General features: G+C 57.6%; 23 protein-coding genes, 5 tRNA genes and 3 pseudogenes. 17 read left to right on the forward strand and 14 right to left on the reverse strand.

Annotated features, from left to right (window positions below):
• The first annotated feature begins 9 nt into the window (after positions 1–9).
• A complete protein-coding gene (locus OHJ17_RS08760) occupies positions 10–1,920 on the forward strand; it encodes a putative bifunctional diguanylate cyclase/phosphodiesterase (protein ID WP_004196289.1) in 1,911 nt (636 codons plus the stop codon).
• Here OHJ17_RS08760 and OHJ17_RS08765 read toward each other — a convergent pair.
• Complete coding sequence (locus tag OHJ17_RS08765; RefSeq protein ID WP_004144110.1) at positions 1,917–2,045, reverse strand: hypothetical protein; 129 nt, start codon at positions 2,043–2,045, stop codon at positions 1,917–1,919. The two genes, OHJ17_RS08760 and OHJ17_RS08765, sit on opposite strands and share 4 nt — an antisense overlap.
• A 97-nt stretch (positions 2,046–2,142) precedes the next feature.
• Between OHJ17_RS08765 and OHJ17_RS08770 the strand changes: the two genes are divergently transcribed.
• Positions 2,143–2,475, forward strand: a complete 333-nt coding sequence (locus OHJ17_RS08770; RefSeq protein ID WP_002911866.1) for a TehB family protein — start codon at positions 2,143–2,145, stop codon at positions 2,473–2,475.
• 6 nt (positions 2,476–2,481) lie between these two features.
• Positions 2,482–2,817 carry a DUF1869 domain-containing protein gene (locus OHJ17_RS08775; RefSeq protein ID WP_002911862.1) on the forward strand — a complete coding sequence of 112 codons (336 nt, stop codon included), beginning with the start codon at positions 2,482–2,484 and terminating at the stop codon, positions 2,815–2,817.
• Positions 2,818–2,822: 5 nt separating this feature from the next.
• Here OHJ17_RS08775 and OHJ17_RS08780 read toward each other — a convergent pair whose 3' ends face one another.
• Positions 2,823–3,737 carry a LysR substrate-binding domain-containing protein gene (locus OHJ17_RS08780; protein WP_004899327.1) on the reverse strand — a complete coding sequence of 305 codons (915 nt, stop codon included), beginning with the start codon at positions 3,735–3,737 and terminating at the stop codon, positions 2,823–2,825.
• Between the two features lie 131 nt (positions 3,738–3,868).
• Here OHJ17_RS08780 and OHJ17_RS08785 point away from each other — a divergent pair, with 131 nt between their 5' ends.
• The 3 genes from OHJ17_RS08785 to OHJ17_RS08795 all read left to right on the forward strand — a co-directional run bounded on the left by OHJ17_RS08785 (position 3,869) and on the right by OHJ17_RS08795 (position 6,651).
• Entirely contained in the window at positions 3,869–4,444 is a 576-nt protein-coding gene (locus OHJ17_RS08785; protein WP_004175291.1) for a hypothetical protein, read from the forward strand.
• 192 nt (positions 4,445–4,636) lie between these two features.
• Positions 4,637–5,473: an alpha/beta fold hydrolase gene (locus tag OHJ17_RS08790; protein WP_004180471.1), complete on the forward strand. Its 837-nt coding sequence runs from the start codon at positions 4,637–4,639 to the stop codon at positions 5,471–5,473.
• Between the two features lie 206 nt (positions 5,474–5,679).
• On the forward strand, positions 5,680–6,651 hold the full coding sequence (locus tag OHJ17_RS08795; protein ID WP_002911798.1) for a sensor domain-containing diguanylate cyclase: 972 nt from the start codon (positions 5,680–5,682) through the stop codon (positions 6,649–6,651).
• Here the strand turns inward: OHJ17_RS08795 and OHJ17_RS08800 are convergent.
• Entirely contained in the window at positions 6,648–7,751 is a 1,104-nt protein-coding gene (locus tag OHJ17_RS08800; RefSeq protein ID WP_023317042.1) for an AarF/UbiB family protein, read from the reverse strand. The two genes, OHJ17_RS08795 and OHJ17_RS08800, sit on opposite strands and share 4 nt — an antisense overlap.
• Positions 7,752–7,892: 141 nt before the next feature.
• Here OHJ17_RS08800 and OHJ17_RS08805 point away from each other — a divergent pair.
• Positions 7,893–7,979, forward strand: a pseudogene (locus OHJ17_RS08805) (type II toxin-antitoxin system PemK/MazF family toxin); the annotation flags it as partial.
• Between the two features lie 53 nt (positions 7,980–8,032).
• On the opposite strand, the gene OHJ17_RS08810 reads toward OHJ17_RS08805, so the two are convergent.
• Positions 8,033–8,108: transfer RNA gene (locus OHJ17_RS08810), tRNA-Asn, on the reverse strand.
• A 5-nt stretch (positions 8,109–8,113) separates the two neighbouring features.
• Here OHJ17_RS08810 and OHJ17_RS26440 point away from each other — a divergent pair.
• The 3 genes from OHJ17_RS26440 to OHJ17_RS08820 all read left to right on the forward strand — a co-directional run bounded on the left by OHJ17_RS26440 (position 8,114) and on the right by OHJ17_RS08820 (position 9,941).
• The gene (locus OHJ17_RS26440; protein WP_004217523.1) at positions 8,114–8,266 is read left to right on the forward strand and encodes a DUF5951 family protein; all 153 of its coding nucleotides are present in this window, start codon (positions 8,114–8,116) and stop codon (positions 8,264–8,266) included.
• A gap of 34 nt (positions 8,267–8,300) precedes the next feature.
• Entirely contained in the window at positions 8,301–9,737 is a 1,437-nt protein-coding gene (locus OHJ17_RS08815) for an EmmdR/YeeO family multidrug/toxin efflux MATE transporter (protein ID WP_004151469.1), read from the forward strand.
• 128 nt (positions 9,738–9,865) lie between these two features.
• A tRNA-Asn gene (locus OHJ17_RS08820) sits at positions 9,866–9,941 on the forward strand.
• Positions 9,942–10,102: 161 nt separating this feature from the next.
• Here OHJ17_RS08820 and OHJ17_RS08825 read toward each other — a convergent pair.
• Positions 10,103–11,557, reverse strand: a complete 1,455-nt coding sequence (locus OHJ17_RS08825) for an AMP nucleosidase (protein ID WP_004148975.1) — start codon at positions 11,555–11,557, stop codon at positions 10,103–10,105.
• A gap of 129 nt (positions 11,558–11,686) precedes the next feature.
• Entirely contained in the window at positions 11,687–11,932 is a 246-nt protein-coding gene (gene pmrD / locus OHJ17_RS08830) for a signal transduction protein PmrD (protein ID WP_023284006.1), read from the reverse strand.
• Positions 11,933–12,204: 272 nt separating this feature from the next.
• Between pmrD and OHJ17_RS08835 the strand changes: the two genes are divergently transcribed.
• Positions 12,205–13,827: an alpha/beta hydrolase gene (locus tag OHJ17_RS08835; protein ID WP_023317041.1), complete on the forward strand. Its 1,623-nt coding sequence runs from the start codon at positions 12,205–12,207 to the stop codon at positions 13,825–13,827.
• Here OHJ17_RS08835 and OHJ17_RS08840 read toward each other — a convergent pair.
• The 3 genes and pseudogenes from OHJ17_RS08840 to OHJ17_RS08850 all read right to left on the reverse strand — a co-directional run bounded on the left by OHJ17_RS08840 (position 13,738) and on the right by OHJ17_RS08850 (position 16,469).
• Complete coding sequence (locus OHJ17_RS08840; RefSeq protein ID WP_023317040.1) at positions 13,738–14,670, reverse strand: nucleoside recognition domain-containing protein; 933 nt, start codon at positions 14,668–14,670, stop codon at positions 13,738–13,740. The two genes, OHJ17_RS08835 and OHJ17_RS08840, sit on opposite strands and share 90 nt — an antisense overlap.
• 120 nt (positions 14,671–14,790) lie before the next feature.
• A complete protein-coding gene (locus OHJ17_RS08845; RefSeq protein WP_223174639.1) occupies positions 14,791–15,753 on the reverse strand; it encodes an MDR family oxidoreductase in 963 nt (320 codons plus the stop codon).
• Positions 15,644–16,469: pseudogene (locus OHJ17_RS08850) on the reverse strand (TetR/AcrR family transcriptional regulator). The gene OHJ17_RS08845 and the pseudogene OHJ17_RS08850 overlap by 110 nt, the downstream one beginning before the upstream one ends.
• A gap of 590 nt (positions 16,470–17,059) precedes the next feature.
• On the opposite strand from OHJ17_RS08850, the gene OHJ17_RS08855 reads away from it, so the two are divergent.
• Entirely contained in the window at positions 17,060–18,694 is a 1,635-nt protein-coding gene (locus OHJ17_RS08855) for a Na+/H+ antiporter (RefSeq protein WP_004148971.1), read from the forward strand.
• A gap of 93 nt (positions 18,695–18,787) precedes the next feature.
• Here OHJ17_RS08855 and OHJ17_RS08860 read toward each other — a convergent pair.
• Positions 18,788–18,863, reverse strand: a tRNA-Asn gene (locus OHJ17_RS08860).
• A 330-nt stretch (positions 18,864–19,193) separates the two neighbouring features.
• Here OHJ17_RS08860 and nac point away from each other — a divergent pair.
• From nac to ldtA, 3 genes are all read left to right on the forward strand, one after another.
• Positions 19,194–20,111 carry a nitrogen assimilation transcriptional regulator NAC gene (gene nac / locus OHJ17_RS08865; protein ID WP_002911729.1) on the forward strand — a complete coding sequence of 306 codons (918 nt, stop codon included), beginning with the start codon at positions 19,194–19,196 and terminating at the stop codon, positions 20,109–20,111.
• 106 nt (positions 20,112–20,217) lie between these two features.
• Positions 20,218–21,168, forward strand: a complete 951-nt coding sequence (gene cbl, locus OHJ17_RS08870; protein ID WP_004180456.1) for an HTH-type transcriptional regulator Cbl — start codon at positions 20,218–20,220, stop codon at positions 21,166–21,168.
• Positions 21,169–21,246: 78 nt separating this feature from the next.
• Complete coding sequence (gene ldtA, locus OHJ17_RS08875) at positions 21,247–22,188, forward strand: L,D-transpeptidase (protein ID WP_016946076.1); 942 nt, start codon at positions 21,247–21,249, stop codon at positions 22,186–22,188.
• 149 nt (positions 22,189–22,337) lie between these two features.
• On the opposite strand, the pseudogene OHJ17_RS08880 reads toward ldtA, so the two are convergent.
• Both OHJ17_RS08880 and OHJ17_RS08885 read right to left on the reverse strand, forming a co-directional pair.
• Positions 22,338–22,535 (reverse strand): annotated as a pseudogene (locus OHJ17_RS08880) (hypothetical protein); the annotation flags it as partial.
• Positions 22,536–22,565: 30 nt separating this feature from the next.
• Positions 22,566–23,486 (reverse strand): LysR family transcriptional regulator, encoded by a 921-nt coding sequence (locus tag OHJ17_RS08885; RefSeq protein ID WP_023317039.1) that lies wholly within the window; start codon positions 23,484–23,486, stop codon positions 22,566–22,568.
• 140 nt (positions 23,487–23,626) lie between these two features.
• Here OHJ17_RS08885 and OHJ17_RS08890 point away from each other — a divergent pair, with 140 nt between their 5' ends.
• Positions 23,627–24,016, forward strand: a complete 390-nt coding sequence (locus OHJ17_RS08890) for a RidA family protein (RefSeq protein WP_002911718.1) — start codon at positions 23,627–23,629, stop codon at positions 24,014–24,016.
• A gap of 489 nt (positions 24,017–24,505) precedes the next feature.
• On the opposite strand, the gene OHJ17_RS08895 is transcribed toward OHJ17_RS08890, so the two are convergent.
• Both OHJ17_RS08895 and mtfA read right to left on the reverse strand, forming a co-directional pair.
• Positions 24,506–24,581 (reverse strand) — tRNA-Asn (locus tag OHJ17_RS08895).
• A gap of 100 nt (positions 24,582–24,681) precedes the next feature.
• A complete protein-coding gene (gene mtfA, locus OHJ17_RS08900; RefSeq protein ID WP_004227143.1) occupies positions 24,682–25,482 on the reverse strand; it encodes a DgsA anti-repressor MtfA in 801 nt (266 codons plus the stop codon).
• 90 nt (positions 25,483–25,572) lie between these two features.
• Here mtfA and OHJ17_RS08905 point away from each other — a divergent pair.
• A tRNA-Ser gene (locus tag OHJ17_RS08905) sits at positions 25,573–25,662 on the forward strand.
• Positions 25,663–25,884: the final 222 nt, after the last annotated feature.

Raw genomic sequence — 25,884 nt, forward strand, 5'->3', positions numbered from 1 at the left:
GGTTGGATCTTGAATCGAATACTCACGGCTATTATTTTGTCGTTATTTGTTGTCACCGGATATATTACTTATCTGGTGCATGAGCGACAAAGTGAGTTGCAAAAATTTACCCGCTATACGGACTCGTGGTCAATGTCGCAAATGGTGTCGGAATATATGCGGCTGGAGTCTCGTCTGGCGGGAATGGCGATTGGGGCCGAAGGGGCGGACCACGATGAGGTGCGCCTGCGTCTTGAGATCATGATGAGCCAGATCGAGCTTCTGCAGGAGGGCGATCTGGGTAAATTTATCAATAAAAGCGAGCAGCGGAAGACGGTGGTTGCGACGCTGATTCGTAATCTTCATCTGCTCGATAAACAAGTTGATACCATGACGCCGGAGCAGGTCAGACAGATCCTACCGGTGTTAAGCGAGCTGGATGGTCCACTGACCTCAATGGCCGCTGCCACCCTGACGCAAGATATCAATATCGTTAATATCACCCATGATAAAATCCAGCATCTCTATTATATCTACTCGGTGATCTCCATTCTGCTTATCGCCATGTGTATAACTCTCGGTCTGCTGATGCTCCGACAGAATAATAATCTGCGTCGCGCCCATGTTCGTATGAAAACGCTGGCCAACGATCTGCAGGCCTCGAAAGAGAAGCTGCAGGTGCAGAACCGCCGGCTGCAGTACGATGCCTACCATGATTCGCTGACCGGTATGCCCAACCGTCTCTCTTTCTGGCAGCGGCTGCAGGAGATCGTCAACCAGGTGCGTCCCTATAAGGGATGCGCCGTGGTGATGCTTTTCGACCTCGACAGCTTTAAGGATGTGAACGATACCCTTGGCCATGATGCTGGCGATAAGCTGCTGCAGGATCTGGCCAGTCGCCTCTCTTTTTTCCGCAAAACCTCCGAGACGCTGTATCGCCTTGGCGGTGATGAGTTTGCAATGCTCTCCTACGATCTCACTGAAGAGATGGCCCTTGAGCGGGCCAATGTTATCCGGGAGAAGATCAGCCAGCCCTATCAGATCTACGATGCGCAGATTAATATCGACGCCTGCATTGGGATCGTGATCTCGGACGGTGAAAGTCGTACCGATTACCTGTACAAGTGCGCCGACCTCGCGCTGTATGAGGCGAAAAAAGAGGGTAGCGGCCATGTGCAAATCTTCCGGCCGGGGATGCTGCAGCGCCTGCAGGAGAACAAATCGTTTGAAGACGATCTGCTGCAGGCCCTGGCCCATGACGAATTCAAAGTTTACTATCAGCCGATCGCCGATACCGTCACGCGCGAAATCTACGGCTATGAAGCGCTGGTTCGCTGGTTCCATCCGGTGCGCGGCGCCGTGCCGCCGACGGTGTTTATTCCGGTGGCAGAGAAAATCGGTCTTATTAATGCCCTTGGCGAATGGGTGCTGAAAACCGCCTGTGCCGAAGCGGCCAGCTGGGCGACGCCGCTGAAGGTCTCGGTCAACGTTTCACCAATTCAGTTGATGAATACATCGCTGACCGACACCATTATCGAGGTGCTGCATCAGACCGGCCTCGATCCGCGACGTCTTGATCTGGAGATCACCGAGTCGGACGTATTCAATGAGAACACCCGTTCGCTGGAAATTCTCAGCCAGCTGCGCGAGCAGGGCATTCAGATCTCCATCGATGACTTTGGTACCGGCTATTCTTCCCTGTCCCGTTTAAGCTATTTCCCGTTCGATAAAATTAAAATCGACCGCTCGTTTGTCATCAATATTCCGGAGCAAAAAGACGATCTGGATATCGTCCGCCTGATTATCAGCATGGGAAAGAGCCTGCATATGCGCATTGTGGCGGAAGGTGTAGAGACCGAAGAGCAGTTGGCTTCGCTGCAGGCGCTGGGCTGTGACCTGGTTCAGGGATATTTAATCGGCAAACCGAGTCCGCTGCGCTAACAAATTTTTAACGCGTTTATTTTTATTCTCCCGGGCGATTTCAGGATCCTGAAATCGCCTTTTTTATTTTCTCTTAGCGCTAATCCCTGCGAGGTATAAAAAGGAGTAGGCGTAAAATTCCACAACAAAATAATATCCTTAACGTTTAAAAGGGGTATATGATATGCATCATATAGGCTATTTCTGAACGTCGCGTTTGAGACGGTAAAGTGAGGCACAATTATGCAGCGAATCATTATTCCCACCCATTACGTTCACACCCGCAGCACGCCGCTGTGGACCAAAGAGACCGCCCCGGCCTCTATCTGGCGCCGCCATCTGGATGCCGGCACCCGGCAGGGCGTCTACCCTCGTCTCTCGGTGATGCAGGGGGCGATCCGCTATCTCGGCTATGCCGATGAAACCAGCCCCGAGCCCGTTGAAACCCTGACTATTGAAGCCGGCCAGTTTGGCGTCTTTCCGCCGGAGAAGTGGCACTGTATTGAGGCCCTCTCAGAGGACACGGTTTTTAATGTCGACTTTTATGTTGATCCAAAAATTCTCATCGAGGGATAACAAGAGATGACCAGTGAAAATAAAGGTTATACCTTAGCGCTAGAGAATGGCCGACTTCACCAGAAGCAGGAAAAAATATTTCTTAAACCAATGGTGTTGTATATTCCACAGCAGGCGGTGGAGGCCGTTAATGACCTGCTGAGCAAGTTGCCGGACGACAGGGAAGAGGGGGAGTTTCTGTTGACGGTCACCAATAATAATAACGGCGTCTCGGTTGATAAAACCTTTTCCTCGCTGGCGGCGCTGCGCGACCCACTCACCGCGGCTGATGCGGTGAAGGATCTGATCAATATCGTTCGCGGCTACGAGTCCGATGAAGAGACCAACGTCTGCGGCTGGTAAGCCCGCTATCCCGCAGTCGGATGGCCGCCGTCGCCCGACGCCATCTGGCTGAGCAGCCACTCCCGCAGAGCGATAATATCCGCCCGCTGCGCTACCGCTTCGGTAGTGACCAGGTAGTAGCGGGCGCCAGGCAATGCGTTGCTGAACGGCGCGGACAATACGCCGCGCTGCAGCAGATCCCGCGCCAGCAGTTCGCTGGCGATCACCACTCCCTGACCGGCCACCGCCGCCTGCAGGGCATGGGTCTCATCGCTAAAGGTTAACCCCGCATCAATATTCAGCGTCGGCGGTCCATAGCGCCGACGCCAGTTCTCCCAGCTAGGCGAATCAGCTGGCACGCGCCGGTTGGCAACGTGAAACAGCGTCACCCGCTGCAGATCTTCAGGCCGGCTGAGGCCCAGAGTCGGGCTGGCGACCACGATAAAGCGATCCTCATACAGCAGCGTGCAGTACAGGTCCGGCTCCGGCGTTTCACGATAGCGAATCGCGGCGTCTACCGTGCCCAGATGCAGATCCACTCGTTCGACGCTGGTGTGTAGCCGCAGGTCGATAGCCGGAAAGCGGGCGGTGAAATCCGCCAGCCGCGGCACCAGCCAGTGGGTGAGAAAATTGGAGGTGGTGGTGACGGTTAAGGATGGCGGCTGACGGGCATGAGCGATCTGGACGACGGCCTGTTCCAGGGCGCTAAAGGCGCGTTGGGTGGCGGCGTAAAGGATCTCGCCATCAGCGGTCAGACTGACGCCCTGCGCGCTGCGTTCGCAGACCCGGCACTCCAGCACCGACTCCAGCAGTTTAATCTGATGGCTGACCGCCGTCGCGCTGACGTCGAGCGCCTCGGCGGCCTGTTTAAAACTGCGGTGGCGGGCGACGGCATGAAAAGCGCGTAGCGCCCCCAGCGGCGGCAGACGGGGCGGTCTCATGGCTGAGTTTTTCTCATCTATGGCTGAAAACTATGCGTTTGTGTAAAGCGATATTGTGGCGATAGGCTACGGGCATGTAAAGACAATGACATGAATTAAATTCATGCAGCTTCGCCTGTCAGGAGTCAACTATGCACGTTGTAAGCCGCTACACCGCCGCGGAAGCCGCGGCAACGATCGACCCCCGCGGCCGCGCTATCGCCCTTAGCGTGGTCATCGCCGCCGGGGCCTTGCTGTTAATCATGCCCCCGGTTATCGGGGTGACCGGCACGCTGAGTCTGCTGACGGCGCTGATTGCGGCCTTTGGCGTCGGGTGGGGATTCACTCGCGGACAATCCTGGCTTTATCGCTCACCCCTGGCGGCGACGCGCTGGGCCTTTCTGCTGTCAGCGGCCGGCTGGCTGCTGGCGCTGGTGGCCTGGTATGGCGGGCAGGACTGGCCGGCACTGCTGCCGGGCGTGGCGTGCGGTGGGGCGGGAGCGGCTGTCGCCTGGCGCATTGCGGCGGGTAGGACGGCGCTGCCGGGGATGCGGGTCAGCGGCGCCACGGTGCTGAGCGTAGCTATCGCCATCGCGGCGACGCTGCTGACCTGGCATACTGCGGGAGGAGGACGCCATGGCGTCTGCTTTGCCTTCGCCGTGCTGCTTGACTGGGCGCTGCTCGGCGCGCTGATGGTGCGGATCCGCCAGCAGGAGAGTGCGGCCTGATACCAGACGCGGTCTGGTCCAGGATCGGCGAATCAAGCGAGACAGGGTAAGTTGTCCCGCCCGGCGTTAAATATCTTCTACACTGTTACAGGCATCACATTCCTGTGCGGTCGGCACTCCTGCCGGCCGCCGTCGGCGTTCAGCCCAGGCACGGGCCTGCAGGCTGGTTATCCTGAAAGAGGAGTCTGTAATATGGCATTTGTCACCACCCAAGACGGCGTCAACATTTACTTTAAAGACTGGGGACCAAAGGAAGCTCAGCCGATTGTCTTTCATCACGGCTGGCCGTTAAGCGCTGACGACTGGGATAACCAGATGTTATTTTTCCTTGCCGAAGGGTTCCGGGTCATCGCTATCGATCGTCGGGGTCATGGCCGCTCCGATCAGGTTAGCGAGGGGCACGATATGGACCATTACGCGGCGGACGTTTCGGCGGTGGTGGAACATCTGGATCTGCACAATGCGGTCCACGTCGGGCACTCCACTGGCGGCGGCCAGGTCGCCCGCTACGTCGCCCGCTACGGCCAGCCGCAGGGGCGGGTGGCGAAGGCGGTGTTAATTAGCGCCGTCCCGCCGCTAATGGTGAAAACCGAGCAGAATCCGGGCGGGACGCCGATCGAGGTGTTTGACGGTTTCCGCAAAGCGCTGGCGGCGAACCGCGCCCAGTTCTATCTCGACGTCGCCTCTGGCCCGTTCTATGGCTTCAATCGTGATGGAGCAGAGATATCCCAGGGGACGATCCAGAACTGGTGGCGACAGGGGATGATCGGCAGCGCTAAAGCCCATTATGAAGGCATTAAGGCGTTTTCAGAGACCGACCAGACGGAAGACCTTAAGTCGATCACTTTGCCGGTGCTGGTGATGCAGGGAGATGACGACCAGGTGGTGCCCTATAAAAATGCGGCCATCCTGCAGGACAAGCTGCTGCCGAACAGCCAGCTGAAAATTTATCCTGGCTTCCCGCACGGGATGCATACCTCCCACGCCGATACTATCAACGCCGATCTGCTGGCGTTTATCCGCGCCTGATCTGCCCTATTTGCCGGGCAGAGTGCCGTTAATGGCATTCCGCCAGCGCCCTGGGCGCCAGTCGCCTGGGGCGCGCCGGTTGACGTGCAGAGGAAATCTGCTTAACTCATGGGGTACCTGACGACTATTTTCCCCTCGCAGGATAAAACGCCGGGTTTCTCTGCGGAAACCCGGCGGAATTCTGCGCAAGAGACAAGTGAGAGACAATGAAATTAGCCGGACTTCATCCCGACGAGCAGCGTCGCCTGCAATCGCTACGCTCTTCCGGGCTGTTGAATAGCGGAAAAGAAGAACGCTTCGATCGCCTGACCAGGCTTGCCCGTTCGCTGTATAACCTGCCGGTGGCGTCCATCAGTCTGGTGGGGGAAGATCTCCTGCATATCAAGTCCTGTGCCGGTCTCGATGTGGACACGGTGCCGAGAGATATTTCATTTTGCGCCCATACCATTCTGCAAACCGACCCGCTTATCGTCAACGACATGCAGCAGGACGAGCGCTTTCACGATAACCCGCTGGTCATTGAGGCGCCGTTTATCCGCTTTTACGCCGGGTATCCGGTGCAACTGCCGGATGGCGCGACCGTCGGGTCGTTCTGCCTGATGGATCACCAGCCGCGATCGTTTTCCGCCCATGAAATGCAGATCTTAAGCGATCTGGCGGCGATCGTGGAGGATGAGTTCAAGGTGCTGGATGCGGCAACCTCGGATGAGCTGACGGGACTGTTTAATCGCCGGGGGTTCCTCACCCTGGCAGAGTATGCCCTGCTGACGGCCCAGCGCCGCCATGAGCCGGTGAGCCTGGCGTTTGTCGACCTCGATCGCTTCAAGCACATCAATGATACCTGGGGGCATGAAGAGGGCGATCGCGCGCTGATCGCCATCGCCGACTTGATGAAAGCGGCCTTCCGCGAGTCCGATATCCTCGCGAGGCAGGGTGGGGACGAATTTATCATTCTGTTCGCCAATACCAGCCGCCACGATGCCGCGACGGCGATGGAGACGCTCAGCCACAACGTGGCGCGTTTCAACCAGCAGGCGGCCAATCCCTGGCAGCTGGCGTTCTCCTGGGGCTGCGTCGAATACGATCCCGCCAGCCATCCCAGTCTCAACGCGCTGGTGGCCACCGCTGACCGCCTGATGTACCAGGCGAAGCAGAAGCAGGGACGCGAGCGCCGTTAATCCTTCGCGGCGGTGGCCTTCAGCAGGTACTGCTGCGCCTGCTGCCGCTTCTGCGCATAGCTGCTGAGCAGCGCCTGCTGCGATTTCCCAACATTGTCGTAAAACAGGCCGCCTTCGTCGGCGATAAAGCGATAATGCTGTTCCAGCTGGTTTATCACCCAGTCAATGCGTTGCAGGGTGAGTAAGGTACAGGACTGACCATGCAGGTCGTCTTCAATATCCAGCACATGTGAGCGAAAGGCCTCTACGGCAAACAGCCGGCTCAGCGCGGCAGGGTCCGCCAGCGCCGACTCCCAGCGCGCCGTCAACTGCTGAAAGTGAGCCAGCACCAGCGGGTCAGCGCGCCGGGCGCGAAGCCAGACCAGCTTCCGGCGGTAGCTTTCGACCGCCAGCCGCTTCAGATCGCGATAGTGCGCCAGCTGCTGTTCGGCGTCAGGGATCCGGGTCATCAGCCAGCTAAAAAAGAAGCGAGTCTCAAAACGTTCGACAAAGTGGAACAGCGGGTCGGCCAGACCATTGCTGTTGAATTCTCTCAGCGGGTCGAAGGGATACATATAGCCAAAATCGAACAGCCACAGCTGCTCCTGCCGATCCACCAGCAGATTCCCGCTACAGAGATCCCACTCCATCAGCCCCTGTTCTTCGCAGGCTTCCAGAGTAGTAAATAGCTGGGCGATCAGCGGCGGGGTTAACTGGTGTATCGGCTCGCCGTCGATCCAGGGGGAGAGCAGGATGCCGAGGCGATAATCGGCATACAGCGTTGGGACGATGTGGGTGAAGCGCGGCGCGGTGACCGGGTCATCCTTCAGCTGTTGCAATGCCTGCCGACGCTGTACCTCATTTAAAAACGACAGCTGGCCGTTGAGGTTGGCAACGCCGGCGACGGCGCGACGTTTCTTTAAATTGTACTCCTTGCCGGCGATGCGCAGACGATAAACCTCGCCGGTCAGGCCTGAGCCGTATACCTGCACCACATAGGGGGAATCGGGGCCCAGTGCGGCGAGGGTCTCCGGCGGCAGCGGGCAGTGGCTGACGTTGCCGACGATAAGAGGTTCTCCGCTGCGATCGAACGCCTGCTGTTGCTGTTGTCTGAGGTTCATGATGCCTCCGGGTAAAACGTTAGACAGAGTGGATAATCCACGCTATCTCACCCGCAAACGGTAGTGAATTCATCCTACTGGCAGGCGCTTTTTCAGGCTGAGCTGGGGTGCGTTCACGGAGGACACGCGGGGCGTAGGGAGGCGGTAGGGAAAGGCAAGCGTCTGGAACGCATACCTGACGTCGTTGTCAACGAGGTGCTTGCCAGGCTGGATGCGATGCTGAGTTAACGTCAGCGACGCAAAAAAGCAAAAAGCCTGCTCGAAAGCAGGCTTCTTAAATTTGGCTCCTCTGACTGGACTCGAACCAGTGACATACGGATTAACAGTCCGCCGTTCTACCGACTGAACTACAGAGGAATCGTGTGGAGTCGTATCTTAGCGGCGAAAAAACTTTTGTCAAACATCAATTCGCCTGTTCAGGTGCAACTGCCGCTTACATCGACAATTTGTTGTCATTTCCGACAATTATTACGGAAAATACTTTGCAGGATATCCATTTCTCAATCATCATTTGAAATGTTGTTTCAACATTTCTCACTAAGGTCTCTCTTGAACGTCACCTCCGCCGTACGCCAGGCCGTCGAACGGACATCCTGGTTTAAAAAACGTCAGCGTTATCGTGTGCTGTACTGGCGCGAAATCAGCCCTCTCGCTGTGCCCATTCTGCTGGAAAATGCCTGTGTGCTGCTGATGGGGGTGTTGAGCACCTTCCTTGTCAGCTGGCTGGGAAAAGAGGCCATGGCCGGTGTGGGGCTGGCCGATAGCTTTAACATGGTCATCATGTCCTTCTTTGCCGCCATCGATCTGGGTACCACGGTGGTGGTGGCCTTTAGCCTCGGCAAGCGCGATCGGCGGCGGGCGAGGGCGGCCGCGCGCCAGTCGCTGGCCATTATGACCCTGTTTTCCATTTTGCTGGCGGGGGTGATCCATGCCTTTGGCCAGGAGATTATTGATTTTGTCGCCGGCGATGCCACCGCCCAGGTCAAGGACCTGGCGCTGACCTATCTGGAACTGACGGCGCTGAGCTACCCGGCGGCGGCGATTGCGCTGATCGGCAGCGGGGCGCTGCGCGGCGCCGGCACCACCAAAATCCCGCTGCTGATCAACGGCGGGATGAATATCCTCAATATCTTAATCAGCAGCGTGCTCATCTACGGCATCTTCTCCTGGCCGGGGCTGGGGTTTGTCGGCGCCGGGCTTGGGCTGACCATTGCCCGCTATATTGGCGCGATAGCCACGATCTGGGTGCTGATGGTGGGCCTCAATCCGGCGCTGCGGCTGTCGCTGAAGGGTTACTTCAAACCCTTTAACTTCGCCATTATCTGGGAGGTGATGGGGATCGGCATCCCGGCCAGTATCGAATCTGTCCTGTTCAATGGCGGCAAGCTGCTGACCCAGATGTTTGTCGCCGGGATGGGCACCAACGTTATCGCCGGCAACTTCATCGCCTTTTCGGTGGCTTCGCTAATTAACCTGCCGGGCAACGCCCTCGGCTCCGCCTCGACGATCATTACCGGCAAGCGGCTGGGAAAAGGGCAGATTGGTCAGGCTGAATTCCAGGCCTGGCACGTATTTTGGCTGTCGACGATCATTCTGACGCTGATCGCCTGGGGCAGCGCCCCCTTCGCCGGCTTTATCGCCTCGTTCTACACCCATGAAGAAGATGTAAAAGAAGTGGTTAAACAGCTGCTGTGGCTCAACGCCCTGTTTATGCCGATCTGGTCGCTGTCGTGGACTTTACCCTGCGCTTTTAAAGGCGCCCGTGACGTACGCTACACCATGTGGGTGTCGATGCTCGGCATGTGGGGCTGCCGGGTGGTGGCGGGCTATACCCTGGGCATCGTGTTGGGGATGGGGGTGATTGGCGTCTGGTTAGGGATGGTGCTCGACTGGGCGGTGCGCGGCGTGCTGTTTTATTTCCGCATGGTGAGCGGCCGCTGGCTGTGGAAATATCCGCGCGTGAAGGCTTCATCGGAGGAAAGCTGAGCCGTTTGCGAGGCTAAACGCCATTTTTTGCGCAAAGTGAAGAATAATTCGGCAAACGATTCATTTTATTGAAAACAGGCTTTGACAGCGCCGGGCGTCATCGATAATATGCGCCCCGTTCACACGATTCCTCTGTAGTTCAGTCGGTAGAACGGCGGACTGTTAATCCGTATGTCACTGGTTCGAGTCCAGTCAGAGGAGCCAAATTTAAGAAGCCTGCTTTCGAGCAGGCTTTTTGCTTTTCTGTCTACCACCTTTCTTCCGTGGACAAACACCGCCGGGTCGTTTGTTTCGCTTATCCGGACGCTGACGCTCCCCAGCGGGTAACGTCAGCGTTTATCTCACGATTCCCACGTCATCGACGATTAACGGAACGGCGGCTCGTTGAAGGTGCGCAGCTTACGCGAGTGCATGTGATCTCCCTCGGCGCGCAGCAGGTCAATCGCCCGGATGCCTATCTGCAGATGCTCGGAGATAGCGCCCTCGTAAAAGCGGTTAGCCTGGCCCGGTAGCTTGATCTCACCGTGCAGCGGCTTGTCCGAGACGCAGAGCAGCGTGCCGTAGGGGACGCGGAAGCGATAGCCCTGGGCGGCGATGGTCGCGCTCTCCATATCGATAGCTACCGCGCGGCTGAGATTAAAGCGCAGCGCCGAAGCGGAATAGCGCAGCTCCCAGTTACGGTCGTCGGTGGTGACCACCGTCCCGGTACGCAGCCGCTGCTTAACCTCTTCGCCGGGCATCCCGCTCACCTGCTTGGTGGCGTCGTAGAGGGCGCGCTGCACTTCGGCAATGCTGGGGATCGGAATATCTGGCGGCAGCACCGCATCCAGTACATGATCGTCACGCAGATAGGCGTGGGCCAGCACATAGTCGCCGATGGCCTGGCTTTCGCGCAGGCCGCCGCAGTGGCCGATCATTAACCAGACGTCCGGCCGCAGTACCGCGAGATGATCGCAGATGGTTTTGGCGTTAGCCGGGCCGACGCCAATGTTAATCAGGGTGATCCCTTTGCCGTCGTGGGTGATCAGATGCCAGGCCGGCATCTGGTGCTTCTTCCACGCCAGATCGGAAATGGCCTGTTCCGGCGCTTCGGTCTCGGCGGTGATCCAGATCCCGCCGGCGCAGGAGAGAGCGATATAGGGGCTGTCGGGATCGAGGATCTGGCTGCAGCCCCAGCTGACGAACTCATCCACGTAGCGGGTATAGTTGGTGAACAGCACGTAGGGCTGGAAGTGTTCCGCCGGCGTGCCGGTGTAGTGACGCAGACGCGCCAGCGAAAAATCGACGCGGCGGGCGTCAAAGTGCGACAGCGGATAGAACTCGGTGGGATGGAACAGGCCATCCGCGGTCTCATCGCCAATTTGTGACAGCTCGGTGGTAGGGAAATAGCGCGTCAGACCGGCGCTCATCGAGCGGTCGAGTGTCAGGGTGGAACCATCGATCACGTAAGGATAGGGGATCTCATGCTGCGACAGCTCGACGCTGATATGCGCGCCATAGTCCTGATACAGCAGGGTCAGCTGTTCCAGCAAATAGTTGCGGAACAGTTTCGGATTCGTAATGGTGGTGGTATAGCAACCGGCATGGGTGAAACGTCCCCAGGCGCGCGTTTTGAGGGCTTTATGATCGGCGCCGTCCCAGGAGACCGACAGCTGCGGATAGACAAAAAGACCTTCCGCGCGGGCTTCGGTATCGGGGAGCGTATTATGGTCGATATAGTCGCCGATGGCTTTGCGTAACGCCGTGACCGAGGCTTCATAGCGCGCTTCCAGCTCGGCAAGCGCTTGTTCCGGGGTCAGACTGGCGGCCTTGATATTCATGATTCGCTCCTTGTTTCAGGTCTGCTGACATTCCCGATAGTATGTCACAGCGGGAAAAGGGCGAAGGAGAATTTATCTGTCAAATGCGACGATACTCAGACCATAACCAGTAAAGGGAGCGGGCTCGTGTTATTTGCCGGCGTTTGTCCAACGCTCGCTGCTATAATGAGTGGCGTTGCGGATCTTCAAAGTTTGCATCGGATTATTATTCAGACAATAGCGCGCATCGGCCAGCGGAGTGAGTTTATCCCCTTCCCGCAGGCGGAGGCGACAGGCTTCAATCTCTGCGATCATCTCTAGCGCACCGCTCTGAAGCACGACGCGGCAGAGGCTGGCCGAAGCGTTGTCCTGTACTTTTTTTACCCACCACTCCATCTGTTTTTTATCCTCTCATAGCGACATGTGCGTCGATAATTCATGTTTCTTAAAAATCTGACAATAAGATGATCCCCTTGGTTTATGCAGTGTTTAAAAATACGCAACCGATTGTTGATCTGTGCGCTAGGTTTTTTTATGCCGGGGGGCAATGATCTGCCGGGTTTAATTTGCAGGAAGCGATGACTATGCTGAAAAGCAGTCCGTGAGAATAGCCTGTCAGGAAGAGGGCTGATAAGTCCGGCTACGCAATAAATATAAGAGAGAGCGTCATGAAGCATCTATTTCGACACTGGCGAACGTCGGGCGCCGTTATCGGCTCACTGCTGAAAAAAGGGAGCATTGCGGTACTGGCGCTGCTGGTGGTCTTTCTCGCCGGGCGGATCTATGAGTCCCAGCGCGGCCCGGCCCTGCATCGCTGGCATACCTGGAGTGGCAACGAGATGTCGGCCGAAGAGATAGACCAGGCGACCTTTGCCCAGTATCTGGCGCGGGAGAAGACGATTTTCGCCGATCTCCAGCGTGAGGTGACAGAGGCTTTGCCGGAGGAAGATAAAACCCCGGTCAACCGCTTTTATCGTCACAGCCGGGTCTGGCCGGGGCAGTTTCAGCAGGACTGGAACCGTTCTTTTGTGTTGATGCCGCTGGGCAAGCCGCGCGGCAGCGTGGTGCTCCTCCATGGCCTGACCGATTCGCCCTACAGCGTGCGCTATCTGGCGCAACTCTGGCAGCAGCGGGGTTATGTGGCGGTGGTGCCGCGTTTGCCGGGACACGGCACCGCGCCGGGGGCGTTAACGGCGGTTGACTGGGAGACCTGGCTGGCGGCGACGCGTCTGGCGGTACGCGAAGCGACCCGCCTTGCCGGGGCGGACGTGCCGCTGCATCTGGTCGGCTACTCTAACGGCGGCGCGCTGGCGCTCAAGTATGCCCTCGATAGCCTGGAGGATAGCCACCTGCGTCAGCCGCAGCAGATTATTCTGCTGTCGCCGATGATCGGCGTGACCGCGTTTGCCCGTTTCGCCGGCCTCGCCGGGCTACCGTCCGTCTTCCCGGCGTTCGCCCGCGCGGCCTGGCTGAACGTGGCGCCTGAGTTTAATCCGTTCAAGTACAACTCCTTTCCGGTCAAGGCGGCGAGACAATCGTGGTTATTGAGCCAGGCGCTGCAGCAGCAGATTATCCGCGCGGCCCGGCAGGGCGAGCTGAAAGCGCTGCCGCCGATCCTCACCTTTCAGTCGGTGATGGATTCCACGGTCAGCACCCGCGCGGTGGTGGAGTCCCTGTATCGCTATCTGCCGGATAACGGCAGCGAGCTGGTGGTGTTCGATATTAACCAGGCGGCGGATCTCCGGGTCCTGTTTCGCCCTGCGCTCTATGCGGCGGTGAATACGCTGCTGCCCCCGGCGCCGCGGGCCTATACCACCACGGTGGTGACCAACGCGACGGCGCACACGCTGCAGACCGTCGCCCGGACCACGCTGGCCCAGGAACGGGAAGAGCATCGTTATCCTTTACACCTGGCCTGGCCGGCGGATATGTACTCTTTGTCGCATGTGGCGGTGCCGTTTCCCCTGAGCGACTCGCTGTATGGTCGCGAGCCGGACGAGAAGAACCGCTACGGCATTAGCCTGGGCACCATTTCACTGCGCGGAGAGACCGGGACGCTGAGCGTGGGGCTGGAGACGTTAATGCGCGTCACCTCCAATCCATTCTTTCCATGGATGATGACGCGCGTCGATGAGCGCATCGCCTGCGGCGAACAGCCGGCGGTGGCGGCCTGCCTGAAAGCGCAGACCAGAGCAGAGGCATTAAAACAGGATCAGGTGCAGAACGGTACGCAGCAGGATACCGACGATTGCCGCGGGAGCCACGAAGCGGAACAGGCGGACAAACCGTGAGCTGATGCCAAGAAAAATGCCGATACCGGGAAGATCAAAGGTCTGGATCAGTAGACCTGCCGAGGCGTTGACCTGGTCCACGGTGACTTTGCCCTGCTGGATCAGCTCGGAAATGACGCCAAAGTAGGCGGTGCCCCCGGCAACGCACTTCACCAGCGCCGGCAGCACAAAGTTCTGCGGGATGTGCAGCCAGCTGAGAAGCGGCTTCAGCAGCTGCTGCAGCAGGTCGATAGCCCCGGCGCCCTGCAGCAGCCCGACGATGGTTAACGACAGGATCAGCATTGGCACCGCGCCGAGCGCCAGGCGGATGGCGTCGGAGCCGGCGCTGTTAATCACGGCCAGAATTCCCTGGCTGTTCTGCTCGGCGTTCGGCAGCGCTTCCGCGCGGGGGCTCTCGGCGACCGATAAGCGCCGTCCGGTGACGTGCCAGGCGACGGCGGCCGCGCACAGGCCGCCGACCACCGAGATAACGATCGAGGCCAGCCAGTGCAGACCAAAAGGGGTAAGAGGATAGAAGACGTTGCCTTGCCCCATGGCGAACACCATGGCCAGCGTGGCGGCCATTTGTCGGTCCGAGACGCCGCGTTTATCCATAATCGACAGCGTGGCGAGCGGGGCGGCAAAGCTGACAAAATTAATCTGGATCAGGGCGAAGGCGCTCATCCCGGTTAAGCCGAAGGGCTTCACCAGCGGGGCCACCCAGCGAACAATCACATCGAGGATACCGCGGACCTCAAGGTATTTCATGATGATCAGCATGATCACCATGATCGGCAACAGCGTATACAGCGCGACGTCAACGGACGACTTGCCCGCCGCCATAATGATGCTTATGACATCCATTTACTTTTTTTACCACTCGCAGAGCTATTTGTTCGCGTCATCATAATCCCGTGGGGAAGGAAATGATATGCCTTGATCCCTCTCGGGATCCGGCGCCGCACGGGCGCCGGGAGAAGAGGATTACTGGCCGATATTGACCAGCGTCCGACCATGAATATTATTGCTGAGGAAATCTGCGGCATACGCTGGCGCCTGCTCCAGCGTGATTTCTGTGGCCGCCTGCTGGTAGTAGCTCTCCGGCAGAAGCTGGGCCAGACGCTGCCAGACGGCGTCGCGTTCAGCGGTCGGCACCATCACCGAATCCACCCCCTGCAGACGCACATTGCGCAAAATAAACGGCATCACGGTGGTCGGCAGATCGAAGCCCCCGGCCAGACCGCAGGCGGCGACGCAGCCGCGATATTGCGTTTGCGCCAGCACTTTGGCCAACACCGGGCCGCCAACGGTATCCACCGCGCCCGCCCACAGCTGTTTCTCCAGCGGACGGGTCTCCGCGAAGTCGCTGCGCGGCAGGATCGTATCGGCGCCCAGCTGGCGAAGGTAATCGTGTGTCGATTCCCGGCCCGATACGGCCGTCACCCGGTAGCCAAGGGCTTTCAGCAACACCACGGCGGTGCTGCCGACCCCGCCGCTGGCGCCGGTGACCAGGATATCACCGCTATCAGGGGTGACACCCGCACTAACGAGAGCATCAACGCATAGCATCGCGGTAAAGCCGGCGGTGCCGATGATCATTGCCTGGCGCGCGCTGAGCGTCTCCGGCAGAGCAACCAGCCAGTCGCCTTTAACGCAGGCTTCGGTGGCCAGGCCACCCCAGTGGTTTTCGCCCACCCCCCAGCCGGTGAGGATCACGGCCTGGCCGGGAACAAAGCGCGGATCGCGGCTTTCTTTCACCTGACCGGCAAAATCAATGCCCGGCACCATCGGAAACTGACGGATAATTTTGCCTTTGCCGGTGATCGCCAGGGCGTCTTTATAATTGAGACTCGACCAGTCGATGGCGACCCGGACGTCGCCTTCGGCAAGAGCGGGCAGGTCGATATCTTTGACGGTGGCGACGGTGCGGTTGTCGATCTGGTCCAGAACTAATGCTTTCATGACAGAGTATTCCTCGTCGGAAGGGGGTTATCGGCGCTAGCGCCGTCCTGTGCAGGTGTTTTTGTTGTCATACTGTGCGCAAAAAAATCCCAGTACTGGTTAAGCGGTGCGGCAGACTGGACCAGCCTGGCGCGCATCACCGCGCCTTCCCAGCCGATCCAGAACACCTGGGCCAGCGCCTGCGGTGAGGCGTCGCTGGCGATGGCCCCGGCTGCCTGCGCTTCGCGCAGGCAGCGCGCCACGCGCGACTCCCATGCCGCCAGGATAGCCATCAACCGTTGGGGAAACGTCTCGGGTAACAACGGGGCTTCCTGCAGCAGGTTGCCCACCAGGCAGCCGCGGCGAAACTGGAATTTCTCCATTCCCTGACCGGCATGACGCACAAAGGCCGCCATCCGTTCCAGCGGCGGCACGGCGTCGTCCAGCAGGAATTTATCTAATTTATGCGCAAAGAAGTCGCCATAGGCGGCAAGCACGGCGAGGCCAAAAGCCTCTTTGCTTTTAAAGCAGTGATAAAACGACCCCTTTGGCACGGCGATATTCTTAATCACCGCATCAATACCCGCCGCGAGATAGCCCGTTTCGGTCAGCACTTCAAGGCCTGAGCGAATCAGCGCCTGACGCGTATCGTCAAACTGGCGATCGACCTTGGGTGGACGGCCGCGGCGGGGCTTCAGGACGGTGGAGGTATTGGGATTCATGATTTAGACCGTGTGGTTTAATTGTTTGTCAGGGTACGCCCAATTTAGGGGTAGGGCAAGCATTGCGCGTAGCGTAAGGCTGGCTGACCAATCATCCTGAACTGGGGGGCGTTAAGAATTATTTATCGCAAATACGTGGTTCGCACTGCCGGCGGGGGCACGAAATATAACTCTGCCGGGTATATTAGACTGGTCATTAATATCCATATTCACAATGCATAATACGAATTAATAATATTGGGAATATATAAACAGCGGGGGGCTGGAGCGGTTGAGTGGTTTTGTCCATGTGAAGAGGCCAATTTGCGAAGTCCCCGGTCGACAGTCCTGTGAGGACTTCTCCCCGGAATGCCGGCCGGCGATGATTTGCAGACGATAGCGGATTGACAAACGCGGCTTGATAAAAGACATTGTCACCCCTGATCCGGCACCGGTTGCCACCTCAGTTTAAATATTATCGCCGGCAGACAATGACGTCTGTCTTAAATTATCGGTGACTGGGTAAATAATCTGTTACCGAAACAACACCTGCGAAAAAGGATTAACAGCCTGATGTACAGAATGAATATTGCCGTCAGAGGAGGGGATGAATGTCGCTAATTGCTATCGTGCTGGTCTTTATCATGGCCATCGTGGTGACCGTGTTCCTGTCCCATCTTCTGCCCGTTAAAGTGCCGCTACCGCTGATCCAAATCGCCGCGGGCGCCGCGCTGGCCGCCAGTGGCTTTCAGGTCGATTTTGACCCGCATATTTTTTTACTGCTGTTTATCCCGCCGCTGCTGTTCCTCGATGGCTGGCGCATCCCCAAAGACGCTTTTTTCCGCGATATGAAGCCGATTTTATCGCTGGCGATAGGCCTGGTGATGGTGACTATTCTCGGTATTGGCCTGTTTATTCACTGGCTGATCCCGGCTATCACCGTGGCGGCAGGGTTCGCCCTCGCGGCTATTCTGTCGCCTACCGATCCGGTGGCGGTATCGGCAATGACCGCCAGCTCGCCGCTTCCCTCAAGGATGGCGCATATTCTCGAAGGGGAGTCGTTGTTAAACGATGCTTCAGGGCTCGTTGCCTTTAACTTCGCCATCGCCGCGGTGCTGACCGGCAGCTTCTCCCCGGGAGACGCGGTGGTGAAATTTTTCCTGATGGCCTTCGGGGGCATCCTCAGTGGCCTCGTGGTGGTGTGGGTCACCGGCAAATGTAATAACTTTCTGGTTCGGCGCACCCGCGAGGAGCCAGCCATCCAGATCCTGATCAGCCTGCTTATCCCTTTCGCCGCCTACCTGCTGGCCGAGGCGTTCCATGTCTCGGGCATTCTTGCCGCCGTCGCCGCCGGCATTGCGATGCATTATGAGCAGCTGTCGGGGCCCCGGCTTCCGGCGACGCGCATGAAAAGCAGCGCGGTATGGTCCATGCTGCAGACCACCCTCAACGGGATGATCTTTCTGATGCTGGGGGAGCAGCTGCCGCGCATGCTCAGGACGCTGCCGGCGGTAGCCAGCCAGGCCGGCGTCTCTTCGCCCTGGTATCTGCTGCTGTACGCCGTGGCCATCACCCTGGCGCTCGGTCTGATGCGCTTCGCCTGGGTATGGCTGTCGATGAAGCTGACAATTTTTCGCCGTAAACGTCGGGGCAAGGCCATCACCGTCCGTCCACGCTTCAGTATCCTCGCCGTCATGGCGCTGGCGGGAGTGAAGGGCTCTGTGACCCTCGCCGGTATTCTGACGCTGCCGGTGGTGCTGGCAGATGGTTCGCCGTTCCCGGGCCGTGAACTACTGATCTTTCTTTCGATGGCGGTGATCCTGATGTCGCTGGTGGTGGCGGCTATCGGTCTGCCGTTTATGACCCGTTATCTTGCCGATGATCTACCGCATGACACCGGTAAGGACGACATTGGCGCCGTGATGACCGAGGTGGCCATTAACCGTCTTAACGCGCTACTGGACGAGCCGGTGGAGGATCCCAGTGAGCAGGCCCTGCGGGCCGATGCCGGCAATATGCTGCTCGAGACCTATCAGCGGCGGCTTCACTATAACGACAATGACGAGGGGCAGGATGTCGGGCTGGAGCTGGCTAAGCGCGCCAGGCTGGAGAAATATATGCAACGAGAGGTCATTATCGCCCAGCGTCAGGAGCTGTTCCGGCTGCGCCGCGCCCATAACATCAGCGATATCACTTTTTATGAGGTGCTGCGGGAGATAGATCTGAAGGAAGAGAGTTTACGCTAAAGCCGCAATCGCCGGAGGGTGGCCATTCGCCTTCCGGCAGAAGTACCGGCGCTGAAAAGCAAAAAGCCTGCTCGAAAGCAGGCTTTTTAAATTTGGCTCCTCTGACTGGACTCGAACCAGTGACATACGGATTAACAGTCCGCCGTTCTACCGACTGAACTACAGAGGAATCGTGTGAACGGGGCGCATATTAACGATGCCATCCGGCCTTGTCAAAGCCTGATTCAAAGAATTGCGTTCGACTGCTGACAATTTCAGCAATCGTCACCCATGCGCTGTTTTTTTCACCATGTTGCACCGTTGTAGTGCGAATGTACCCCTAATGGGGCATACCACAATCTGCTTACCGGGCAAATAAAAACCGAATTGCTATCACTATCCCTTATAACACTGCCTGCGGCGGGCGACAGCCGAGGAAATGCAAAGCTGGCAAGCAAATTGCAAAAGCCAGTGCATCATACTCCCAGCGTTGACGCTGGCGTTCCTTACAGGAGGCAAAATGAACTTAAGACGACTGAAATATTTTGTGAAAATCGTCGATATCGGCAGTCTGACCCAGGCCGCTGAAGTCTTGCATATCGCCCAACCGGCCCTCAGCCAACAGGTCGCGACCCTGGAAGGTGAAATGGACCAGCAGTTGCTGATACGCACCAAGCGAGGGGTCACGCCAACGGAAGCCGGTAAAATTCTCTACACCCATGCGCGCACTATCCTGCGCCAGTGCGAGCAGGCGCAGCTGGCGGTCAATAACGTCGGCCAGACGCTGCGTGGTCAGGTGTCGATCGGCCTGGCGCCGGGCACCGCGGCCTCCGCCATTACCATGCCGTTGCTGCAAACGGTGCGCAATGAGTTGCCTGAGGTGATGGTCTATCTGCAGGAGAGCAGCGGCACAGCGCTGAATGACAAGCTGCTGGCGGGCCAGCTGGATATGGCGGTGCTCTATGAGCGTTCGCCGGTGGCAGGCATCGTCAGCCAGCCGCTGCTGAAAGAAGACCTTTACCTGGTCGGCACCCGCGACTGCCCGGGGCAGAGCGTGGATCTCACGGCGGTGGCGGAGATGAACCTGTTCCTGCCGCGCGATTACAGCGCAGTGCGGGCGCGGGTCACCGAGGCATTCACCCTGCGTCGTCTGTCGGCGAAAATTATCGGCGAGATCGAATCCATTACCACCCTGACCGCGGCCATCGCCAGCGGCATGGGGGCGACGGTGTTACCGGAATCCGCTGCCCGTTCCCTGTGCGGGGCGGCGAACGGCTGGATGGCACGGATCAGCACGCCTTCAATGAGCTTGTCGCTGTCGCTGAACATGTCGGCTCGCGGCAGTCTGTCGCCGCAGGCGCAGGCGGTGAAAGAGATCCTGCTGTCTCTGGTGAGCCGCCCATCGCTGGAAAACCGTGAGCTGCAGCTGGTCAGTTAGGGTATATTCTCTTAAGGAATAAGTTGCTGGTTTTTATTATTTGTTACCTGGGACAACAGACTTTAACAATAGCAGATACGTTAAGTCCATTGGCCCGGAGGAAAGGGTGAACTTCCAGCAGCTGAAAATTATCCGTGAGGCGGCCCGTCAGGATTACAACCTGACGGAAGTCGCGAATATGCTCTATACCTCGCAGTCAGGCGTCAGTCGCCATATCCGGGAACTGGAAGAGGAGCTGGGGATTGAGATCTTTATCCGCCGCGGCAAACGCCTGTTAGGCATGACCGAGCCGGGTAAAGCGCTGTTATCGATTGCCGAGCGGATCCTCAATGAAGCCAGTAACGTTCGGCGGCTGGCGGATCTCTTCACTAACGATGCGTCAGGCGTCTTAACTATCGCCACCACCCATACTCAGGCGCGCTACAGCCTGCCGCCGGTCATTAAAGCTTTCCGCGAGCTGTTCTCAGATGTTCGCGTCGAGCTGGTGCAGGGTACCCCGCAGGAAATCGAAGCGCTGCTGCATAACGGCGGAGCGGATATCGGCATCGCCAGCGAGCGCCTGAGCAACGATCCGACGCTGGCGGCTTTCCCCTGGTTCCGCTGGCATCACAGCCTGCTGGTGCCGAAGGATCATCCTTTGACGCAGGTTTCTCCCCTGACGCTGGAGGCGATCGCCCGCTGGCCGTTAATCACCTACCGCCAGGGGATCACTGGCCGTTCGCGCATAGATGAGGCGTTCAACCGCAAGGGGTTGATGCCGGATATCGTGCTGAGCGCGCAGGATTCCGATGTGATCAAGACCTATGTGGAGCTGGGGCTGGGCGTCGGGCTGGTCGCCGAGCAGTCCGGTGATGCCCGGGAAGCGGACACCTTTACGCGTCTTGATACCCGCCATCTGTTCGATGCCAATACCGTGTGGTTGGGACTGAAGCGGGGCCAGCTGCAGCGGAATTACGTTTGGCGCTTTATCGAATTGTGCAATGCCGGACTGTCGCTGGATGAGATTAAGCGTCAGGCGATGGAGCCGGAAGAGGCCGCAATCGACTATCAGATTTAAGGAAATGCTGGCCAGCGGGTCGGGGAGTGGAAATAACGCTATAATTCACACACGTGAGTCGCGACTGAGGAAGGGAAAATGACGATGCGGCGTGTGAAATTACTCTGTACGGCGCTGATGCTGCTTGCCAGCCACGGCGCGCTGGCCGTCAGCTATCCGCTGCCGCCGGAGGGGAGCCGTTTGGTGGGCAGCGCATTTACCATTGCCGTTCCGGACAATAACACCCAGCCGCTGGAAAGTTTTGCCGCCCAGTACGGCCAGGGGTTAAGCAATATGCTGGAAGCCAACCCCGGGGTCGATGTCTATTTGCCACGCTCCGGTTCGACGCTGACCATTCCGCAACAGCTGATCCTGCCCGACACCGTGCGCGAAGGGATCGTGATCAACGTCGCCGAAATGCGTCTCTATTATTACCCGCCGCTGGGCAACAGCGTCGAAGTGCTGCCAATCGGCATTGGCCAGGCGGGACGCGAAACGCCGCGTAACTGGGTGACGGCAGTAGAGCGTAAGCAGGAAGGCCCCACCTGGGTGCCAACCGCCAATACCCGCCGCGAGTATGCGAAAGAGGGCAAAACGCTGCCGGCGATGGTGCCCCCCGGGCCCGATAATCCGATGGGGCTGTATGCGATCTACATTGGCAGGCTCTACGCCATCCACGGCACCAACGCCAACTTCGGTATCGGGCTGCGTGTCAGCCAGGGGTGCATCCGCCTGCGCAACGACGATATTAAATTCCTGTTTGATAACGTGCCGGTGGGGACGCGGGTTCAGCTGATCGATCAGCCGGTGAAGTACAGCGTGGAGCCGGACGGCAGTCACTGGCTGGAGGTGCACGAGCCGCTGTCGCGCAACCGCGCGGAGTTTGAATCCGACAGAAAAGTCCCCTTGCCGATGACCTCGGCGCTGCGCGACTTTACCCAGGGGCCGGGAGTGAGCCCTGCCCAGGTCGAGCAGACCCTGCAGCGCCGCTCCGGCATGCCGGTGAATATCAGCGCCACAGCGGCGCAGGGAAGTTTGTAGCGGGTCGTTTAGTCTGATTAACGGCTATTGTAAGAAGGCTCTTTTGCTGACGATGCATTCAACGTTGTTGGGAATAAGGATCGGGAAACCGATCCTTAACTTATCAACAGTGGCGGTGATGGCGTTTTAATGAGGGCGCCAGGAGATGCTCAGGAGGGGATGATAAAGTCTGCAAATATATCTATGGACTTAATCTTGTTACTGAGGATTTTTTTTGGGCTGCCATTGTCCATGAAAGCGAAGATCCCCTTTATGATAGCCATTATCCAGAATATAAGACGGATGAGTTCTGCTGAATCCCTATTGTCAAAACACGCCTGACCACAGTCACTACCGCTGAACCCCATCGCCGCTGATAAGCGAATCAGGGGATGGCGTCACTGATTGTTGGCAATGGGGACATGCTGCTCCATCAATTCAACGATCCAGTCAATAAAAACGCGCAGCTTGGCGTTGACATGGCGGTTCGGTGGAAACGCCAGGTACAGAGGCATTGGGCTAATCCGCCATTGTGTAAATAATGGAATCAAAGCGCCAACGGCCTGATGCGCTGCCGCCATATAGTTGGGCAGCGCAATCACGCCTAAGCCAACTAACCCAGCTTCGAGGTAAGCATTGCCATCATCCACGGCAAGTACGTAGTTGCCCGTGATTTCAATACGTTCATTCTCACTGCACAGTACCAAAGGATCAATCTTACTGGTGCGTGAGGACAAGAATCCCACTATGCAATGGTCAGTATTTTGCAGCTCGCGCGGGTGTGCGGGAGCGCCAAGGCGTTCCACATAGCTGGGGGCGACGTAGACGCCGATTTGCAAATCGCCGACATGGCGTGCGATTAGGGACTGGTCGGTGATTTGACCACCGCGCAGAACGCAATCCACGTTGTCGCCGATCAGATCCACTCCCCGGTCGCTCACACCCATGTCGATCTGGATATCAGGGTAGCGGGCGTGGAAAGCCGGTAGCGCCGGCACCAGAATAAGGCGGGCCAGCGGACTCGGTACATCCACCCGTAGCCGTCCCCTGGGCGTCATCGCCGCACTGGACAGGCTGTTTTCAGCATCCTCCATGTCCGCCAGCAGACGAATGACGCGTTCGTAGTAGACCGCGCCATCGGGAGTCACACCGAGCTTGCGGGTGGTGCGATGGAGCAATCTGACGCGCAGGCGCGATTCCAGCTGCTGAATGAGTTGCGTCACCGTGGTTTTGCTCATATGAAGCGTTTGGGCAGCCTTCGTGAAGCTCCCTGCCTCTACCACTCGAGCAAAGGCGCGCATTGCATCGAAACGATCCATTTCTTATCCTGTCTTTCATCGATTGTTTGGATATTACAAACAATGAGGGACAAAGTCGCTTGTTTATCCGCCCGATCTCGTCGTTGTACAGTGTCTTTACATTCACCGGGCTGATTTCGCCCCACCATAAAGGTACAAACATGACAGCACGCGAAGCCGTTTTTCCCTTCGGTCGTCAGGCGCTCTATGAGCGCAATCGTTATTCACCGGCCATCAAATCCAATGGTTTCTTGTTTGTTTCGGGGCAGGTGGGTAGCCACGAGGATGGTTCGCCTGAGCACGATCTGAAAGCACAGGTCAGGCTGGCGTTCAAGAATCTTAATGCTGTGCTCGCAGCGGCGGGCTGCACGTTTGAGGACGTGGTTGATGTTACCCTCTTTGTCGTCGATCCTGAGTCAAATCTCGACGCTATCTGGAGTATCCTGCCAGAATATTGGGGAGAAGCGCCTTACCCTACGCTGACCGGGATCGGCGTGACGTGGCTTTATGGATTTAAGTTCGAGATTAAGGTTATTGCCAGGCTACCCTAAGCGTTACGGGTCTTTCCGCCAGTGGAAAATGCATTTGGGCAGCCCGCGCTGTCTGTAATGGTAACTGCCGGATCGGGATCGTCTGCTACGCAGCGGCAGACCCAGCGGTTACCGCCGGATCGAAAGTCTGTAGCCATAAGGTTGGGAGCAGCATCGCTGATTTTCACCTGCGGGGATCACATACGGAACCTTGGACGGTACCTACGGTACGATGCTGCTTATACCCGCTGGCGGAGAGATATCAGAAGCGGCGGTGTTGCCAATCTTTTTTGGAACCGCGCATTATCGCCTTACACCCAGGTATGGTCCGGCACGGTTAAACCGCCTTTATTTAAGCCTTTGCGGGAGCGTGGGGCTCACGGCCGTTCAGCTTGCCTCATAGCAAGAAAATAGCACCTACACCAGGATAAGATTGCATGCTTGGGGAGCGGAGAGGATCACGGAAAGCAAAAATCCCGCTCAGGTTTCCCTGAGCGGGATTTTTAAATTTGGCTCCTCTGACTGGACTCGAACCAGTGACATACGGATTAACAGTCCGCCGTTCTACCGACTGAACTACAGAGGAATCGTGTGAACGAGGCGCATACTACTGGCCTCGCATTTTTGTGTCAACACTAAAATTAACCTGCTGATTCAAATGGCTAAATTTAGCTCAACACGTTGTTTTAGTGAACAATGCGCCGATCGCCTTCGTCCTGCAGGCCATTCTCACGTCTACGCGCCAGCGGATCCTGGCGGTAAAAGTGGCAAAAACGCTGCCACAGGGCCGGGAAGCGAGGCGCGAACAGTTCAGGCGCACTGAAAAAATATTCCGAGAGGACAGCAAAGCATTCTGCGGGATCGGTGGCGGCATAGGCGTCAATACTGGCGGCGCTTTCGCCTACCAGATCTATCTCATCCTGAATGTTGTTCATCGCGGCGTGGAGATCGTGCTCCCAGCCGGCAACTTCACGCAACGGGATAAGCGGCACGCCGCTGGCCCGGTCGCCGTTCCGCGTATCAAGCTTATGCGCCACTTCATGCACCACAAGGTTAAAGCCTGACGCATCAAAAGAGTCTTGAATATCCAGCCAGTTCAGCACTACAGGACCCTGTTGCCAGCTTTGTCCCGACTGTACCACCCGCTGGTTGTGGACCAGACCAATATCATCCTCCCATTCATCATCGACGATGAAAGGGGCAGGGTAGATCAGCACTTCATGGAAGCCATCCAGCCACTCAATGCCCAGCTCTAGCACCGGCAGACAAAAGAGCATAGCAATGCGCGCCTGATGCAGCGGGGTCAGCTCCAGCCCCTGCAATGCCACCAGCCGCTTTTGCTGTAAAAAACGGGCAGCCATCTGCGTGAGCTTGTGCTGCTCAGTGGACGAAAGATGGGCTAAAACCGGAATGGCAAGCGCTTGCTCCCAGGGCATCTCTGCGTTGCCGGACTCATCATCTGCTTTCCAGGGCCATTTAAACATCATATTGCTCGCAAAGTCGTCACTTGAACACAATTACCGAAAGGGGAGCTATTAAAATGCCAAAGATCCTGGCATTATAGCAACCATCACAGCGGAGAGATGCCGGAGCGGCTGAACGGACCGGTCTCGAAAACCGGAGTAGGGGCAACTCTACCGGGGGTTCAAATCCCCCTCTCTCCGCCACTTTTCTTGCTCTAACCTTCCCTTCAATAACACCGTTAGCTTCAGGTATAACGCCTGCGCTGGGGTATCACCATCATCATCGTCCTGGTTTCAGCGTAGAGTCGCGGTAGCGCGCTTTATCCTTTTGGCACCTTATCGCCGCTTTTAGCCCGAACGAGCTTAAACGCATCATAAAGAGGGAAGGTACGCCTGGAAAGCGGCAATGTCGAAAAGAGTGATCTC

The organism is Klebsiella sp. KP20-425-1 (assembly GCF_025813515.1).
GTDB lineage: Bacteria > Pseudomonadota > Gammaproteobacteria > Enterobacterales > Enterobacteriaceae > Klebsiella > Klebsiella pneumoniae.

Bases quoted from the DNA above. Each gene is read 5' to 3' on its own strand.
- OHJ17_RS08770 (WP_002911866.1), top strand. From the start codon at position 2,143: ATGCAGCGAATCATTATTCCCACCCATTACGTTCACACCCGCAGCACG.
- OHJ17_RS08775 (WP_002911862.1), top strand. From the start codon at position 2,482: ATGACCAGTGAAAATAAAGGTTATACCTTAGCGCTAGAGAATGGCCGA.
- OHJ17_RS08780 (WP_004899327.1), bottom strand. From the start codon at position 3,737: ATGAGACCGCCCCGTCTGCCGCCGCTGGGGGCGCTACGCGCTTTTCAT.
- OHJ17_RS08785 (WP_004175291.1), top strand. From the start codon at position 3,869: ATGCACGTTGTAAGCCGCTACACCGCCGCGGAAGCCGCGGCAACGATC.
- OHJ17_RS08790 (WP_004180471.1), top strand. From the start codon at position 4,637: ATGGCATTTGTCACCACCCAAGACGGCGTCAACATTTACTTTAAAGAC.
- OHJ17_RS08795 (WP_002911798.1), top strand. From the start codon at position 5,680: ATGAAATTAGCCGGACTTCATCCCGACGAGCAGCGTCGCCTGCAATCG.
- OHJ17_RS08800 (WP_023317042.1), bottom strand. From the start codon at position 7,751: ATGAACCTCAGACAACAGCAACAGCAGGCGTTCGATCGCAGCGGAGAA.
- OHJ17_RS08825 (WP_004148975.1), bottom strand. From the start codon at position 11,557: ATGAATATCAAGGCCGCCAGTCTGACCCCGGAACAAGCGCTTGCCGAG.
- pmrD (WP_023284006.1), bottom strand. From the start codon at position 11,932: ATGGAGTGGTGGGTAAAAAAAGTACAGGACAACGCTTCGGCCAGCCTC.
- OHJ17_RS08835 (WP_023317041.1), top strand. From the start codon at position 12,205: ATGAAGCATCTATTTCGACACTGGCGAACGTCGGGCGCCGTTATCGGC.
- OHJ17_RS08840 (WP_023317040.1), bottom strand. From the start codon at position 14,670: ATGGATGTCATAAGCATCATTATGGCGGCGGGCAAGTCGTCCGTTGAC.
- OHJ17_RS08855 (WP_004148971.1), top strand. From the start codon at position 17,060: ATGTCGCTAATTGCTATCGTGCTGGTCTTTATCATGGCCATCGTGGTG.
- nac (WP_002911729.1), top strand. From the start codon at position 19,194: ATGAACTTAAGACGACTGAAATATTTTGTGAAAATCGTCGATATCGGC.
- ldtA (WP_016946076.1), top strand. From the start codon at position 21,247: ATGACGATGCGGCGTGTGAAATTACTCTGTACGGCGCTGATGCTGCTT.
- OHJ17_RS08885 (WP_023317039.1), bottom strand. From the start codon at position 23,486: ATGGATCGTTTCGATGCAATGCGCGCCTTTGCTCGAGTGGTAGAGGCA.
- OHJ17_RS08890 (WP_002911718.1), top strand. From the start codon at position 23,627: ATGACAGCACGCGAAGCCGTTTTTCCCTTCGGTCGTCAGGCGCTCTAT.
- mtfA (WP_004227143.1), bottom strand. From the start codon at position 25,482: ATGATGTTTAAATGGCCCTGGAAAGCAGATGATGAGTCCGGCAACGCA.